At 69.4% G+C, this 15,372-nt stretch carries 16 protein-coding genes; 9 read left to right on the forward strand and 7 right to left on the reverse strand.

Going from position 1 to position 15,372, the window contains the following annotated elements:
• Positions 1-48: 48 nt before the first annotated feature.
• Positions 49-1,557 (reverse strand): replicative DNA helicase, encoded by a 1,509-nt coding sequence (locus VEC11_RS12750; RefSeq protein ID WP_464131866.1) that lies wholly within the window; start codon positions 1,555-1,557, stop codon positions 49-51.
• A 144-nt stretch (positions 1,558-1,701) separates the two neighbouring features.
• On the opposite strand from VEC11_RS12750, the gene VEC11_RS12755 reads away from it, so the two are divergent.
• The 3 genes from VEC11_RS12755 to dcd are packed head-to-tail and all read left to right on the forward strand — an operon-like array spanning position 1,702 to position 3,215.
• Positions 1,702-2,220 carry a UPF0262 family protein gene (locus VEC11_RS12755; protein ID WP_464131868.1) on the forward strand — a complete coding sequence of 173 codons (519 nt, stop codon included), beginning with the start codon at positions 1,702-1,704 and terminating at the stop codon, positions 2,218-2,220.
• On the forward strand, positions 2,217-2,660 hold the full coding sequence (locus VEC11_RS12760; RefSeq protein ID WP_464131870.1) for a hypothetical protein: 444 nt from the start codon (positions 2,217-2,219) through the stop codon (positions 2,658-2,660). Before VEC11_RS12755 ends, VEC11_RS12760 begins: the two co-directional genes overlap by 4 nt.
• Positions 2,661-3,215: a dCTP deaminase gene (gene dcd / locus VEC11_RS12765; protein WP_464131872.1), complete on the forward strand. Its 555-nt coding sequence runs from the start codon at positions 2,661-2,663 to the stop codon at positions 3,213-3,215.
• A gap of 103 nt (positions 3,216-3,318) precedes the next feature.
• Here dcd and VEC11_RS12770 read toward each other — a convergent pair whose 3' ends face one another.
• The 3 genes from VEC11_RS12770 to rnr all read right to left on the reverse strand — a co-directional run bounded on the left by VEC11_RS12770 (position 3,319) and on the right by rnr (position 7,212).
• Positions 3,319-4,080, reverse strand: coding sequence for a LysM peptidoglycan-binding domain-containing protein (locus VEC11_RS12770; protein WP_464131874.1), 762 nt, complete (start codon positions 4,078-4,080; stop codon positions 3,319-3,321).
• Between the two features lie 89 nt (positions 4,081-4,169).
• The gene (locus VEC11_RS12775) at positions 4,170-4,853 is read right to left on the reverse strand and encodes a hypothetical protein (RefSeq protein WP_464131876.1); all 684 of its coding nucleotides are present in this window, start codon (positions 4,851-4,853) and stop codon (positions 4,170-4,172) included.
• A 79-nt stretch (positions 4,854-4,932) separates the two neighbouring features.
• Complete coding sequence (gene rnr / locus VEC11_RS12780) at positions 4,933-7,212, reverse strand: ribonuclease R (protein WP_464131878.1); 2,280 nt, start codon at positions 7,210-7,212, stop codon at positions 4,933-4,935.
• A 76-nt stretch (positions 7,213-7,288) separates the two neighbouring features.
• On the opposite strand from rnr, the gene VEC11_RS12785 reads away from it, so the two are divergent.
• A complete protein-coding gene (locus VEC11_RS12785; protein WP_464131880.1) occupies positions 7,289-7,888 on the forward strand; it encodes a DUF7010 family protein in 600 nt (199 codons plus the stop codon).
• Here VEC11_RS12785 and VEC11_RS12790 read toward each other — a convergent pair.
• A complete protein-coding gene (locus VEC11_RS12790; protein WP_464131882.1) occupies positions 7,848-9,308 on the reverse strand; it encodes a M28 family peptidase in 1,461 nt (486 codons plus the stop codon). The two genes, VEC11_RS12785 and VEC11_RS12790, sit on opposite strands and share 41 nt — an antisense overlap.
• Here VEC11_RS12790 and VEC11_RS12795 point away from each other — a divergent pair.
• Both VEC11_RS12795 and VEC11_RS12800 read left to right on the forward strand, forming a co-directional pair.
• A complete protein-coding gene (locus VEC11_RS12795) occupies positions 9,301-9,423 on the forward strand; it encodes a hypothetical protein (protein ID WP_464131884.1) in 123 nt (40 codons plus the stop codon). The genes VEC11_RS12790 and VEC11_RS12795 overlap by 8 nt on opposite strands.
• Complete coding sequence (locus VEC11_RS12800; protein ID WP_464131886.1) at positions 9,420-10,313, forward strand: Cif family virulence factor; 894 nt, start codon at positions 9,420-9,422, stop codon at positions 10,311-10,313. The genes VEC11_RS12795 and VEC11_RS12800 overlap by 4 nt, the downstream gene beginning before the upstream one ends.
• Before the next feature lie 3 nt (positions 10,314-10,316).
• Here VEC11_RS12800 and VEC11_RS12805 read toward each other — a convergent pair whose 3' ends face one another.
• Together VEC11_RS12805 and VEC11_RS12810 are read right to left on the reverse strand one after the other, a co-directional pair.
• Positions 10,317-10,805 carry a hypothetical protein gene (locus VEC11_RS12805; protein WP_464131888.1) on the reverse strand — a complete coding sequence of 163 codons (489 nt, stop codon included), beginning with the start codon at positions 10,803-10,805 and terminating at the stop codon, positions 10,317-10,319.
• A 1-nt stretch (position 10,806) separates the two neighbouring features.
• On the reverse strand, positions 10,807-11,814 hold the full coding sequence (locus VEC11_RS12810) for a fumarylacetoacetate hydrolase family protein (protein ID WP_464131891.1): 1,008 nt from the start codon (positions 11,812-11,814) through the stop codon (positions 10,807-10,809).
• Positions 11,815-11,889: 75 nt separating this feature from the next.
• Between VEC11_RS12810 and VEC11_RS12815 the strand changes: the two genes are divergently transcribed.
• From VEC11_RS12815 to VEC11_RS12825, 3 genes are read left to right on the forward strand one after another with little or no spacing between them, the layout of a single operon-like run.
• On the forward strand, positions 11,890-13,386 hold the full coding sequence (locus VEC11_RS12815; protein WP_464131893.1) for a CoA-acylating methylmalonate-semialdehyde dehydrogenase: 1,497 nt from the start codon (positions 11,890-11,892) through the stop codon (positions 13,384-13,386).
• Positions 13,387-13,390: 4 nt separating this feature from the next.
• Complete coding sequence (locus tag VEC11_RS12820) at positions 13,391-14,377, forward strand: hypothetical protein (RefSeq protein WP_464131895.1); 987 nt, start codon at positions 13,391-13,393, stop codon at positions 14,375-14,377.
• Positions 14,374-15,333, forward strand: a complete 960-nt coding sequence (locus VEC11_RS12825; RefSeq protein WP_464131897.1) for a polysaccharide deacetylase family protein — start codon at positions 14,374-14,376, stop codon at positions 15,331-15,333. The genes VEC11_RS12820 and VEC11_RS12825 overlap by 4 nt, the downstream gene beginning before the upstream one ends.
• The last annotated feature ends 39 nt before the right edge of the window (positions 15,334-15,372 follow it).

Here is a 15,372-nt window from a genome sequence, read left to right on the forward strand (position 1 = left end):
CTAGGGGGCGGTCGGGATTCGGGCAAGCGGGCGTTCGACGAACGTCGCCTAGCCCCTGATCTCCGGCATCCGGCCCTCGACGGCGCGGTCGGAGAAGCGCGTGAAGCGCGCCTCGAAGTGCAGGTCGACGGTGCCGGTCGAGCCGTGGCGCTGCTTGGCGACGATCAGCTCGGCATGGCCGTATTTCTTGGCCATCGATTCCTGCCAGGCGAGGAAGGCGGCGACGTCCTTGGCATCGTCGCCCTCGGTCGCCTCGGTCGGCTTCTGGAAGGCGAGATAATATTCCTCGCGATAGATGAACATGACGATGTCGGCGTCCTGCTCGATCGAGCCCGATTCCCTGAGGTCCGCCAGCTGCGGGCGCTTGTTCTCGCGCTGCTCGACGGCGCGGCTGAGCTGGGAGAGCGCCATCACCGGCACGTTCAGCTCCTTGGCGAGCGTCTTCAGGCCGCGCGAAATCTCCGAAATCTCCTGCACGCGATTGTCGTTCGAGGCCTTGCCCGTGCCCTGCAGCAGCTGGAGATAGTCGACGATGATCAGGCCGATCCCCTTCTGCCTTTTCAGCCGCCGCGCGCGGGTGCGGAGCGCGGCGATGGTGAGGCCCGGCGTGTCGTCGATGTAGAAAGGCACGTTCTGCAGCTTGGCCGCGGCGCGGGCGAGGCTGCGGAACTCCTCCTGCGTGATCTTGCCCATGCGCAGGGTCTCGGAGCTGATCCGGCTCTGCTCGGCGAGAATGCGGGTGGCGAGCTGGTCGGCCGACATTTCGAGGCTGAAGAAGGCGACCGCGGCGCCGGCCGATTTCTCCGGCTCGATCCCGTCCTCCATGTCCTGCAGGTATCGCTCGGCCGCGGCGAAGCCGATGTTCGTGGCGAGCGACGACTTGCCCATGCCCGGGCGGCCGGCGAGGATCAAAAGGTCCGAATGATGCAGGCCGCCGGTCTTGACGTTGACCGATTCGAGGCCGGTGGTGATGCCCGACAGCCCGCCGCCCGAATTCAGCGCCTTCTCGGCCATCTTGATGGCCATGGTCGCGGCCGAGGCGAAGCTCTTCACGCTGCTCTCGCCGCCGCCTTCCTCGGCGACGCGGTAGAGCGCGCTTTCCGCATTCTCGATCTGGCTCTTCGGATCGACCTCGTCCGACGTGTCGAGCGCCTGCTCGACCATGTCGCGCCCGACCCCGACCAGGGCCCTGAGCAACGCGAGGTCATAGATCTGCTCGGCGAAGTCGCGCGCGCCGATAATGGCCGCGCCGCTCCCGGTCAGCTGCGCCAGATAGGCCGGCCCGCCCAGCTCCTTCATCTCCTCGTCCTGCTCGAACAGCGGGCGAAGCGTGACCGGCGAGGCGATCATATTCTTGTCGAGCAGCCTCAGGATCTGCTCGTAAATCCGCCCGTGCAGCGGCTCGTAGAAATGCTCCGGCCGCAATTTCAGCTGGATGTCCTCGGCCAGCCTATTGTCGATCATCAGCGCGCCGAGCAAAGCCGCCTCGGCCTCGACATTCTGGGGCAGGGCGGACGAGGGACCCGGTTCGACGACGGCGAGATTAGGCTGAAGCATCCTTTCTCAATACGCCTTCCGGGCACCGTCTCAACCGGTTTCGGGCCGTCCCGGACAATCTAATTTGGATCGAATTGTGGACGAATCTGTATGTTCATCACGTGGGTCATGGCGCCGGAATGCTGCACCCGCTAACAAGCCTTCATGCCCGATCCGCGGATCATCGACATCGAGCTGGACGAGCGCTCCATCCTGAAGCGCAACGCCGATATCGAGCAGGAGCGGCGGATCGCGATCTTCGACCTGATCGAGCACAATCAGTTCGCCGTCGCCGGCCATGACGGCCCCTATCGCGTGAAGCTGCGCGTCGAGGAGGGCCGGCTCGCCATCGAATTGCTCGGCGACGAGGGCGCGCCCTACGAGACGATCCGCATGGGCCTCGCCCGCTTCCGCCGCCCGATCCGCGACTATTTCCAGATCTGCGATTCCTACTTCAAGGCGGTCCGCTCCGGCGGCGCCAGGGGGATCGAGGCGATCGACATGGCCCGGCGCGGCCTGCACAACGAGGCCGCCGAACTCCTCCAGGAATGCCTCGCCGGCAAGGTCGAGATGGATTTCGACACCGCCCGGCGCCTGTTCACTTTGATCTGCGTCCTGCACATCAAGCAGCCGACGACGGCGGTTGACTCGCACGGGGGCGGGCACGCATCCCAGCGGGCATGATCCGACTCCTCCTTGGCATCCCGCTGCTGCTCGCCGCCGCCAGCTGCGCGACCAGCTCGACGCCCTACGCGCCCGTCCGCGACCCCGCCTATCAGGCGCTCGGAGGAAATCCCCCATGGCTGCTCGCGATCGGCGACGATCGCATCGTATTGCGCGTCAGGCTCGATGAGAACGGAGGCACGAGAGATTTTAGCAGTTTCACGTTCCCCCGCACCCTGCCGCGAACTCAAGATGGTGTTCGCACCTGGCGATCCGGCGATGTGACTCACATTTTGGTTGAAGCCAGACGCAGCCCTTGCACCGGCGTTGGTGGACGAGTCTTCGAGGATAGCGTCCGCGTCCGTTGGAGTTACACCCTCCTTCGACCAGGTGAAGCCCGGAATATCGTCCAAGAGCTATCCGGCTGTGGTGGCCGCCTGCTAGAAGTAAGGGCCCGCTAGATGTCCATCCTCTCCGACAAATGGATTCGCGAGCAGGCGCAGGCCAATGGCATGATCGAGCCGTTCGTGGAATCGCAGCGCCGGGAGGGCTGCATCTCCTACGGCCTCTCCTCCTACGGCTATGACGCGCGCGTCGCCGACGAGTTCAAGATCTTCACCAATGTCGACAGCGCCGTCGTCGACCCCAAGGACTTCGCCGCGAACAGCTTCGTCGACCGCAAGACCGATGTCTGCATCATCCCGCCGAACAGCTTCGCGCTCGCCCGCACCGTCGAATATTTCCGGGTGCCGCGCGACGTGCTCGTCATCTGCCTCGGCAAGTCCACCTACGCGCGCTGCGGCATCATCGTGAACGTGACCCCGCTCGAGCCGGGCTGGGAAGGCCATGTCACGCTGGAATTCTCCAACACCACCCCGCTCCCGGCCCGCATCTACGCCAACGAGGGCGCCTGCCAGTTCCTCTTCCTCCAGGGCAACGAGCCCTGCGAGACCAGCTACGCCGACCGCGCCGGCAAATATATGGGCCAGCGCGGGGTGACCCTGCCGAAGCTCTGATCGTCATCCTGACGAAAGTCAGGACCCAAGAACTCCGATGGCGAGAATTCTCATCGGCCGTGGGCATGGATTCCGGATCAAGTCCGGGATGACGACCCTGTCGTCACATCCCGTCAGGCTCCGGGCTGCCATCGTCCATCCCGCCGGGGGTGACCTCGTCATCGTCCGCATCGTCCTCCGGAATGGGCTTGGCCGGCGCCGGCGGCGGCGGGCGCATGGCCGGCGGCGGCATCGCCGCATCGGGACGCGGCGGCAAAGGCGGACGCGGCGGGCGCGGCGGCGCCGCGGCGGGCAGGAGCGCGGGCCGGCCGCGCTCGCGCAGCCGCAGCGGCTCGGGCCGAACGGCGCCGCGCGGCAGCCGGATCGGATCGCCGATCTCGATGTCGCGCGGGTCCACATCCGGATTGGCCGTGCGTAGCGCCGCCAGCGAGGTCCGCGCCCAGCGCGCCAGCGAGTAGAGCGTGTCGCCCGCCTGGAAATGATAGACATTCCCCCCGGCGCGCGGCGCCGGCGGCGGGGGCGGCGGCGGGCGATGCTCCGGCGGCCGGACCCCGGGCAGCCGGCGCGGTGGCGGCGCGGCTTCGGGCACCCTCGGCGGCCCCGGCCGGGCGAAGCCCGGAATGGCCAGCGCCTGCCCCGCTGCGAGCACCGGCGGCCGCCCCAGCCTGTTCTCCTGGACCAGCTCGGCGACGCTCGTCTCGCAGCGCCTTGCGATCGAATAGAGCGTGTCCCCCCGCGCCGCGATGAAGCCGCCCCCGCAGCCCGGCCCGGGCCCGTCCGGCCGGCCCGAGGCGTGCGGCAGCGGGCCGCGGTCGGCGGCGGCGATGGTGAGCAAGGCGAGGCAGGCAGCGACGGCGCGACTCATGGCGTCCTCCGAACGGAGAATTAACCATGTTCGCTAAGGATTTGCCGCTTTGCAACGCCCCCATCCCGAAACGGGATTCGGGCCGGCCGCTAGCGCCCCGGGCAGGCCGAAAGGGGCTGCCCCGCCATCGGCGCGCCGCCGCCTTCGGTCGTGTCCACCCGCAGCGTGCGGCCGCCCTGGAAGAAGGCGTTGCCGGTGCCGCCCTCGCAGAAGCCGCCGAGGAAATCCTGCCCGATCGACGCGGGGGTGACCCCCTGGCGCCAGCCGGCCGGCCCGTCCAGCACCAGCACGAGCGTCTGGCCCTCCGCGCGGGACGAGGTCAGTCTCGTGCCGTCGCCGAGATCGCGGCCGACCATGCGCTGGTACATCTGCGCATAGGTTTCGACGGTCACACCCTGGCCGACCGGGCCTGGCGGGCAGCGGTCCACCGTCGCGCTGCTCGGCGGCCGCCCCGGCATCGAGAGGTCGAGGCGGAGCGTCCGGCCCTCGCTGAAGAAATTCATGGTCGCGCGATTTGCGCAAATGCCGTGGGCGAAGCTGGTCGCCACGTCGGACGCGCCTACGACATTCCCGAGATCGCCCGGCATCTCCGTTTCCAGGATCAGGGTCCGGCCCTCGCCCCTGGCCCGCTTGAGCCTGAGATCGCCGGCGCTCTCGGGCATGCGGATGGTCCGCGCCAGCCCGGCGACCATCGGATCCACATTGCCGTCCTGCTGGCAGCCGGCCGCCAGTGCCAGCAGGGCCGTCAACGCCATCGCTTTCCGTGCCATCATGCCTCTCCCCCCGAACTTCATGTCGTTGCGGCCGACAGGCTATTGCCCCGCGGGGCGGTGCGCAATCGGCGGGCTTTGTTCAGCGCCGCCGTCCCTGATGGCGGATGTTTGAAGGCCGCCCGCGCTTTCCCTGCAGCCGCCGCCCGCCTCTTTCTTCCCGCGCCCGCGGCATGCGCCCCGCCCCGCGCGGCGCCTCGGGCAGCTCGAAGCGCAGCGCCCCCGACACCGGGTTGGCCTCGGCGAGCCGCAGCGTCAGCCTCTGCCCGAGCGTGTAGCGCGTGCCGCTCTCCTCGCCGGTCAGGCTCTGGCTCGCCTCGTCATGGCGATAATATTCGTCGCCCAAGGTCGCGGCCGGCACTAGCCCGTCGCCGCCCAGATCCTCGACCGTGGCGAAGAAGCCGAAGCTCTGCACGCCGGTGATCCGGCAGCGCACCAGCTCCCCGACCTTCTCGCTCAGATAGGCGGCGACATAGCGGTCGATCGTGTCGCGCTCCGCCTCCATCGCCCGCCGCTCCAGATTGGAGATGAGCTCCCCCGTCACCTCCATGGACGCGGCCTCCTCGTCGGTCAGCCCGCCCTCGCCCAGCCGATAGGCGCGCACCAGCGCCCGGTGCACGACCAGATCCGCATAGCGCCGGATCGGCGAGGTGAAATGGGCGTAGGAGCCGAGCGCCAGCCCGAAATGCCCCTGGTTCATCGGCGCATAATAAGCCTGGGTCTGCGTGCGCAGCACCTGCTCCATCACCTGCGGCCGGAAGTCCGCGTCACCCAGCATCTCGATGATCCGGTTGAACGTCGCTGGCCGCACCACCTGGCCGAGCGCGAACTCGATCTCGAAGGTCTTCAGATAATCCTTCAGCGCCACCAGCTTCTCGCGGCTGGGCGGCTCGTGGACGCGGTACATGACCGGCGCCTTCTTCGCCTCCAGCGCCTTCGCCGCGGCGACGTTCGCGGCGATCATATAATCCTCGATCAATTTGTGCGCGTCGAGCCGCTCGCGCGGCGCCACCGAGAGGATCCGCCCCTTCTCGTCGAGCACCACCCGCCGCTCGGGCAGGTCCAGCTCCAGCGGCCCGCGCTTGGCCCGCGCCCGGTACATGGCCCGCCAGCAGGCCCAGAGCGGCCGCAGCGCGTCCATCACCTCGTCCTCGATCTCCGGCATGGAGCAGGGTGAGGAGGCGACCTCGACCCGCGCCTCGTCGGCGTCGATCGCCGCCTGCGCGTCCTCATAGGGGATGTTCGCCCGGATCCGCACCCGCCCCCGGCTGAACCGCCAGGACCTGAGCTGGCCGTCCTTCGTCACCTGCAAATGGCAGGCGAGCGCCGCCCGGTCCTCGCCCGCCTTCAGCGAGCAGATGTCGGCGCTTAATTCCTCGGGCAGCATCGGCACCACCCGGTCGGGGAAATAGACGCTGTTGCCGCGCCTGCGCGCCTCCTTGTCCAGCGCCGAGCCCGGCCGGACGTAGAAACTGACGTCGGCAATCGCGACCAGCGCCTTCCAGCCGCCCTTATTTTCGGGATCGTCATCCTCCGTCGCCCAGACCGCGTCGTCATGGTCGCGCGCATCCGCCGGGTCGATCGCGACGATGGGCAGATGCGTCAGGTCCTCGCGCTCGCCGAGCTTCTGCCTGGCGACTCGCTCCGCCTCCTTCAGCACAGCCTCCGGAAACTCATGCGGGATGCCGTGTTTGTGGATCGCGATCAGGCTGAAGCTGCGCGGCGCGAAGGGATCGCCGAGAATCCGGTCCACGCGCGCCGTGAGCCGCGGAGGCCGGCCGACCTTCTCGGCCAGCACCAGGTCGCCCACCCGCGCCTCGCCGAGGTCGGAGATGGGGAGCTCACGCCGCTCCTTCTTCTCCACCGGCCTCAGCCAGTGCCCCGCCCCCTCCTCATGGACCACGCCGAGCACCAGCTCGCTGCCTCTCAGCAGCTTCTTCATCGGATGCGCGACCCAGCCCCGCGGGCCCTCCTCGTTGCGCGCGAGCACCCGGTCGCCGACGCCGAGCGCCGCCGCGCGCGGGCCCTTGCGCTCCATCACCCTGAGCCGCGGCGGCTCGCCCTCCGCCTCCCAGCGCTCGGGCACCGCCCAGGCCTTGCCGCTGTCGTCTACGTCGACGACCCGCAGCACCGTCACCTTCGGCACGCCGCCCAGCTTGTGGAAGGCTCGTCCCGGCCCCGCGTCGATCAGTCCCTCGTCGCCCATGTCCCTGAGCAGCCGCTTGAGCGCGATCTTCTCCTCGCCCTTCAGCCCGAACGCCTTGGCGATCTCTCGCTTGCCCGCGGGCGCATCGCTGCCCTGGATGAACTCGAGGACCTGCGCCCGCGTGGGCAGCCCGCCTTTGACCGGTCGTTTCGCCATCGCTCCACGCAACGCACCATGTCGTGGCAGGATGCAAGCCTTGCCGCAGCTGTATTATTCTTATAATACACTTCGGATGGACATGTGGATCTATCGGGAGCGGGCCGTGCAGACACTCCGCGAACAGGTGCGCCGGGACCAGCTGGGCAGCTTCGTCCGGCTCAAGGGCGGTTTCCCCTTCCCGCTTGCGGGCGCCGTCTACTGGCTCGCGCTCGGCATCGCCGGCTATTCGATGACGCTCGAAAGCTGGAACCTCGCCGCCTTCGTCTTCTCCGGCGCGATCTTCCCGCTCGCCATCCTCTTCTCGAAGCTGTTCCGCTCGGACTTCATGAGGGACAGCACCGCGACCGGTGACGTGCTCGGCCCCGCTTTCACCTCGATGCTGCTCTTCTACGCCATCGCCTTCCCGGCTTATGCCTATGCGCCGGAGCTGGTGCCGCTGATCGTCGCCGTCGGCATGAGCCAGCACTGGCCGGTGATCGGCTGGAGCTACGGCAAGCCCGCGCTCTACTCCGCCCATGCCGTGATCCGCGCCATCGGCGCCGCCGCGCTCTGGATGACCTTGCCCGACGGCCGGACGACGCTGCTCCCCTTCTGGGTCGCCGCCGTCTATCTCGGCACGGTCGTGGCGATCCTCATTGTGTGGCGGCGGGAGCGGGCGGCGGCACCGGCCTGAACGCCCCGCCCGGCACCGCCGAGGCGACCGGGCTCTCCGACCCGTCCGCCGCCACCGACGACACGCCGAACGTCCAGTCGTCGACGCGGACGTGATAGAGGCGAATGCCGCATACCGACGGCGGCGTGGCGGGCGTGCCTTGGACAGGAATGAGTTCCGGATGGGCTGGATCGAGCGGCGGCAATGGCGAATTGCAGGGAATGCCCAAGCTTTGGTCGCGATCGGGTACTATTGCGACTTCCTGCCACTGGCTGGCATCGGTTCGCCGCCACCTGACGAAGTAGCCGGCAGCGCCAGCGACCGGTCGCCAAGTCACAACCGTATCCGTCGATACCGCGCCCTCGACGGTCGGTTCCGGCGGCATCGGCGCCCGGGCCAGCTCGGCCAAGGCGGCCACATTCAGCTGCGTCACCTTGCGCAGATAGGGAAAGTCCATCCGGTCAATCGTGTCGCCGAAGCGCGTGCCGTCCTCGTTCCTGAGGTCCTGGTGTTGCGCATCGTAATTCTCGACCGCGACCGTCATCCGCACCGCCGGATAGCCGGCATTGAGAAACTCCGTATGGTCGCCGCCACGCCCGAACCGGTCGTTGCGCCAGATCTGCCGCACGTCCAGCCCGATCCGGAGCTGGTCCGCCAGCGTGTCGAGGAAACGCGACAGGTTCCGCGAAGGCGAGTCGTTCTCCCCGCCTAGGCTGCGCACCTGTCCCCTGATCTGGTCGCCGCCCTGCCAGCGCAGCCCTTCCGAGAAGACCCGCACATGCGCGTCGTCGCAGGTCCCGTCCGACCCGCAGCTATTGCCGATAATGTCGTTGTTGAGATTGGCGAGGACCTGCCAGCCCTGCGCCCGCGCATAGTCGGCCAGGATCCGCCCGCCGACCAGCCCCTGCTCCTCGCCGGACAGGGCCGCATAGACGATCGTGCCCGCAAACCGGTGCCGCGACAGCACCCGCGCGGCCTCGATCACCGCCGCCGTGCCGGAGCCGTCGTCATTCGCTCCCGGCGCGTCCGAAGTCGCGTTCATCACGTCGGTCACCCGGCTGTCGATATGGCCGGTGATGATCACCACCCGGTTCGGGTCGCCCGTGCCGCGCTGGATGGCGACGACATTCTCGACGAGCGTCGGCGTCGGGATGCGCCGGTTGGTCACCGTATCGCCCGGCCGCACCACGGTCAGGCAGCCGCCGCAGGCCCGCGAGATCCGCTGAAACTCGGCCTGCGTCCAGTCGAGCGCCGCCCCGATCCCGCGCCCCGGCGTGCCGCGCGGCGAGAGCGTATGCCGCGTTCCGAAGCTCACCAGCCGCTCGACGGTCTCGCGCAATCGCTGCTCCGAGACCTGGCCGGCGATGGTGCGGAGCGGAGTGGGCTGAGGCGCCGCCCCCTGGGCGGACGCGGCGGCGGCGAGGAGGAGGGTCGTGATCATGGTCCGCACCGATACGCCTTTCGCGCGCGATTTCCAGCGCCTGATCGAACCGCGCCCTTCCTTCGTCGAAACCGCCGCGCCTGCTGCTGCGGTCCTGCCTAGCCAATGCCCATGACCCGCCTCCTCGCCCCGCTCGCCGCCCTCATCCTCCTCCTCGTCGCCCCGGCCGCCCGCGCGCAATCCGCGCAGGCGAATGTCGACTCCCTGCTCGCTGCCGACCGCGCTTTCGCCGCCGCAGCCGCCCGCGCCGCGACTCCGGTCGAGGCCGTTGGCGCGATGTTCGATACGGAGGTGGTGCTCCCCGCCGGGCCGACGCTCACCGCCGGCCGCGACGCTGCCCTCGCCGTTTTGCGCGCCATTCCCACGTGGCAGTCCGGCACGGTCAGCTGGCGCCCGGTGCGCGGCGGCGTCTCGGCGGACGGCACGCAGGGCTTCACCTACGGCTATCTCACCGTCACCGCCGGCCCACCCGAGCGCCGCGAGCGCAAATATCTCGCTTACTGGGTCCGCCGCGCCGAGGGCTGGCGGGTCGTCGCCTGGCGCCAGAGTCCCCGCGAGGCGGGCGCGCCGACTGAAGGCATGCAGGCGCCCGCCCTCCCGGCCTTCGCCGCCGCGCCGAATGCCGACGCCGCCGCCGTGCAGCGCCACCAGGCCAGCCTCGCCGCCGCCGAACGCGCTTTCTCCGACCGCGCCCAGCAGGTCGGCCTGCGCGCCGCCTTTCGCGAATATGGCCGCCCCGACGCGGTCAATCTCGGCACGCCCGGCGCCGCCTTCATCCAGGGCGCCGACACCGTCGCCGGCGGCCTTACCGACAACGGCGCCACCAGCCCGCTGAACTGGTCCACCGAGCGCGCGATCGTCGCCTCGTCGGGCGATCTCGGCGTCTCCCTCGGCCTGATCCGACGCAACCAGCCGCCCACCGACGGCAGCCCCGCCAGCTTCGCCTTTTTCACCATCTGGAAGCGCGACACGCCCGACGGGCCGTGGCGCTACATCGCGGAATAGGCGTCAGGGGCAATTATTGAGGCTGTAGAGAGAAGGTGACCCGGCGAGAAGATTGTCGGTGTCCTGGCGCAGCCTGGCCAGTTCGGCGGGACCCAGCTCGCTATAGGCCGCGACCATTTCTGGGTCGCAAAGCCTCGCGTCGCCATTGACCTCTCGCTGGACCCAGGCCGCCATTTCAGCGGCGCGGGCGGGAGACTGCCGGCGGGCATAGGCCTCCATGAGGGACACCGAGCGCTCCAGTTCGGCCTGGAAGGCCGGATTGGCCGTGACACCGCAGCGGCGGCCGACTTCGAGCATGTTCGCATGGATGGCCCAGGGACAGAGCAGGCCCTCGCGCTGGGAGGGCGATGGCGAATTGTCCCCGGCGGTGTTGAGCTCCAGCCTGTCGGCTTCCGATTCGTTGCCCGGGGGCGCGATCATGCGGGCCCCTGCGGTTGCTGTCAGGGCGCCCGCCGCTGCGGCCACGATCAGCAGGCGCGCGCCCATCCGCATCTCAGCCTGCCACCACTTCCTGCTCGATCGCGCCGAAGATGGAGTGCCCGCTCGCATCTTCCATCCAGATGCGCACCGTGTCCCCGGCCTTGAGGAACGGCGTTGCGGCCTGGCCGTCGAGGATCGTCTCCACCGTCCGCACTTCGGCCAGGCAGGAATAGCCCCGCCCGCCGCGGTCCACCGGCTTGCCCGGGCCGCCGTCCGCATCCCTGTTGGAGACGGTGCCGGAGCCGATGATCGTCCCTGCGCCCAGATTCCGCGTCTTCGCGAGATGGGCGATCAACGTGCCGAAGTCGAAGGTCATGTCCTCGCCCGCATCGGCGCGGCCGAACGCCTGGCCGTTCAGGTCGACCTTCAGCACGCCGTGCAATTTCCCGTCCCGCCATGAATCGCCAAGCTCGTCCGGGGTCACGAAGACCGGCGACAGGGCCGAGGCGGGCTTGGACTGGACGAAGCCGAAGCCCTTGCCGAGCTCGGCGGGGATCAGGTTGCGGAGGCTCACGTCGTTCACCAGCCCGACCAGCCGGACCAGCCCGAGCGCCTCCTCGCGGCTCGCGCCGCGCGGCACGTCGCCGGTCACCACCACGATCTCCGCCTCCAGGTCGCAGCCCCAGGCCTCGTCCGCCAGCGGGATCGGGTCGCGCGGGCCCAGCATCTCGTCCGAGCCGCCCTGGTACATGAGCGGGTCCGTCCAGAAGCTTGCCGGCATCTCCGCGCCGCGCGCCTTCCGGACCAGTTCGACATGGTTCACGTAGGCCGAGCCGTCCGCCCACTGATAGGCCCGCGGCAGCGGCGCGTCGGCCAGACGCTCGTGAAAGCGCTCGCGCGGGATCACCCCATGCTCCAGGTCGGTCGCAAGCAATTCGAGCTGCGGCCCCAGCCGATCCCAGTCGTCCAATGCCGCCTGCAGGGTCGGGGCGAGATGCGATGCGTCCGCGCACCAGGCGAGATCGCGGCTGACGACGACGAGCCTGCCGTCGCGTCCGCCTTTCAGTGAGCCGAGTTTCATGGGGCTCCACTGGCATTTCCATCCCGCCTTGGCTAGGGCGCTTGCCACGAACCTTCCCGAGTCCAGGAACCCATCATGCGTTACATCGATCATTTCATCGCGGGCGCGACCTACGCGTCCGGCGAGCGTCACGGCGACGTCTTCGATCCGAACAATGGCGGCGTGCAGGCCAATGTCCGCCTCGGCACCGCCGCGGATCTCGCCAGGGCGATGGACGCCGCCCGCGCCGCGCAGCCCGGCTGGGCCGCGACCAACCCGCAGCGCCGCGCCCGCGTGATGTTCAATTTCAAGGCCCTGGTCGAGAAGAACATGGAGGATCTCGCCCTCCTCCTCGCCAGCGAGCATGGCAAGGTCGTCGCCGACGCGCGCGGCGACGTGCAGCGCGGCCTCGAGGTGATCGAATATGCGTGCGGCATCCCGCACGCGCTGAAGGGCGAATATACGATCGGCGCCGGGCCGGGCATCGACGTCTATTCGATGCGCCAGCCGCTCGGCATCGTCGCCGGCATCACCCCGTTCAACTTCCCCGCGATGATCCCGATGTGGATGTTCGGCGTCGCCATCGCCTGCGGCAACGCCTTCATCCTGAAGCCCTCGGAGCGCGATCCCTCCGTCCCCGTCCGCCTCGCCGAGCTGATGAAGGAAGCGGGTCTGCCCGACGGCATTCTCAACGTCGTCCATGGCGACAAGGAGATGGTCGACGCGATCCTCGACGAGCCCGACATCCACGCGATCAGCTTCGTCGGCTCTTCCGACATCGCCCAATATATCTACAGCCGCGGCACCGCGAACGGGAAGCGCGTCCAGGCCTTCGGCGGCGCCAAGAATCACGGCATCGTCATGCCGGACGCCGACCTCGACATGGTCGTCAACGACCTCGCCGGCGCCGCCTTCGGCTCCGCGGGCGAACGCTGCATGGCACTGCCTGTGGTCGTCCCGGTCGGCGAGAAGACCGCCGTCGCCCTCCGCGAGAAGCTGATCCCCGCCATCCGGGCGCTGCGCGTCGGCGTCTCCACGGATGCCGAGGCCCATTACGGCCCGGTCGTCACCGCCGCGCACAAGGCGAAGATCGAGAATTACATCCAGATGTGCGTCGACGAGGGCGGCGAGCTGGTGATCGACGGCCGCGGCTTCACCCTGCAGGGCCATGAGAACGGCTTCTTCGTCGGCCCGACCTTCTTCGACCATGTCCAGCCGCACTTCCGCTCCTACAAGGAGGAGATTTTCGGCCCCGTCCTGCAGATGGTCCGCGCCGAAAACTTCGAGGACGCGCTCCGCCTCCCGAGCGACCACGAATATGGCAACGGCGTCGCCATCTTCACCCGCAACGGCCATGCCGCCCGCGAGTTCGCGGCGCGCGTCAATGTCGGCATGGTCGGGATCAACGTCCCGATCCCGGTCCCGGTCGCCTATCACACCTTCGGCGGCTGGAAGCGCTCCGGCTTCGGCGACATCGATCAGCACGGCCCCGAGGGCGTCCGCTTCTGGACCAAGAACAAGAAGATCACCCAGCGCTGGCCCGACGGCTCGGCGACGGGCGAGAATGCGTTCGTCATCCCGACCATGGGGTAGGGCGGTGCGGCTTCCCGCCCTCCTCCTGCCCCTCGTCGTCGCCGCAAGTCTCGCTGCGCCGGCGGGCGCGATCCCGCCGGCACCGACGCCGGTGCACTATTATTACGGACCGATCCGAATCTGCACGCCGCACTTCGCCTTCGACGTGCGGGCGGGCGAAGCCTGGTGGGACGCGACCCCCCAGCATTACGTCTATTCCGGCCGGCACCGGTTCAAGTTCGGCGAGCCCTGGTCGCTTGACGGTCCGCAACATCGCGATTTCGTCAATCCGATGGGCACGCTCGACGTGCCGGGTATCGGCCGGCTCGAACGGGTCCAGCTCACCGCCCGCAACTGGGGCGGACCCTATATTGTCTATCTCTACGACCTGGGTTCCGGGCGGAAGGTGCAGATCCAGTTCGACGAGTTCGACGGGACGGACGCCGACGTCGCCCGGTTCGCGCGGCTCGCGGCCGGCGAGCGCCGGGCCGCCATGTGCCGCGACGTCCCGGAGGCGCTGCGTCCCCGGCCCGAGCGCGAGGACCGCAACGCCTTCTATCTCAGCCAGAGACGCCACCCCGGGCCGCTCACCCTGTGCTGGTCCAGCCTCGCGCTCGACGTTCGCCGCGGCGAGGCGGTGCTTCCCTTCTGGGACTGGGGCGCCTTCGCCGTCGCGACCGGCAACGCCAGGGTAACGATCGGCGGCAACCTCCATGCGCCGTTCGATCCCGGCTGGCGGCGGGTCCGCGGCTCGCTCGCCGCTCAGCCCGATTTCCAGGTCCGGGAGGATCGTTCGTCGCCGGCTGCTATCCCCCCGGCGCTGCCGGCGCCGGACGGGAGCGAGCCCCGGCGCGTCCGGCTGGTCCGGCCGGCGGAAAATCCGGACCGGCATCCCTATGGCGGCGTCGGCTTCGCGTTCAGCGGCCCGGTCACCGACCGGCAGGTCGCCGCGTTCGTCGGCCGGGTGCGCCTGCAGACCCCGCGCGACACCTGCTTCGCGGTGACGCAATGATCAGCCGCCTGCTCCTCGCTCTCCTCGCTCTCCTCGCTTGCATCGCCCTCGCCGCCCCGGCGCAGGCGCAGAAGCGCATCGCCTTCAGCTTCGACGACGTCCCGCGCGCGCCCGGCGGCTTCATGACCGTCGAGGAGCGCACCACCCGCCTGATCGCGGCGCTGCGCCGCGCCGGCATCCGCCAGGCCGCCTTCTTCGTCACCCCGGGCCATCTCCAGCAGCCCTGGGGGCCGGGCGGCGAGGCGCGGATCGACCGCTACGTCCGCGCCGGCCACGTCATCGCCAATCACAGCTTCACCCATCCCTCGCTGAGCCGGGTCGGCGCCGAGGCCTATCTCGCGGACATCGACCGGGCCGCCGCCTGGCTGCAGGGCCGGCGCGGCTACCGACCCTGGTTCCGCTACCCCTTCCTGGACGAAGGCACGCGCGGCACGCCGGACATGAGCGTCCGCGACGCGGTCCGCGCCGGCCTCGCGCAGCGCGGCCTCGCCAACGGCTATGTCACGATCGACAGCTACGACTGGTATCTGGACAGCCTCGCCACCCGGGCCCGGCAGGCCGGCCAGACCCTGGACATGGCCGCGCTCCGCGACCTCTATGTCCGCATCGTCGTCGAGACCGCCGAATGGCAGGACCGGCTTTCCCGCGAGGCGCTGCACCGCCAGCCCGTCCACGTCGTCCTGATGCACGAGACCGACCTCGAGGCGCTGTTCCTCGCCGACGCGGTCCGCGCGCTCCGCGCCCGCGGCTGGCGGATCGCGACCATCGACGAGGCCTATCGCGATCCGATCGCCCGGGTCGCGCCCGACACGCGCTATCTCGGCGGCGGCCGGGTCACCGCCATCGCCGCCGCCGCCGACCGCAATCCCAGGGACCTGATCCCGCCGCTCAACGAGGAGGCGGAGATCCAGCGGCTGTTCAACGAGCGCGTCCTGCGGCAGGGGACGACGCAATGACTCGCAACAGGATCGGTGCGGCGCCGTTTCGCACCCGGA

Source organism: Allosphingosinicella sp. (assembly GCF_035626655.1).
Lineage (GTDB): Bacteria > Pseudomonadota > Alphaproteobacteria > Sphingomonadales > Sphingomonadaceae > Allosphingosinicella.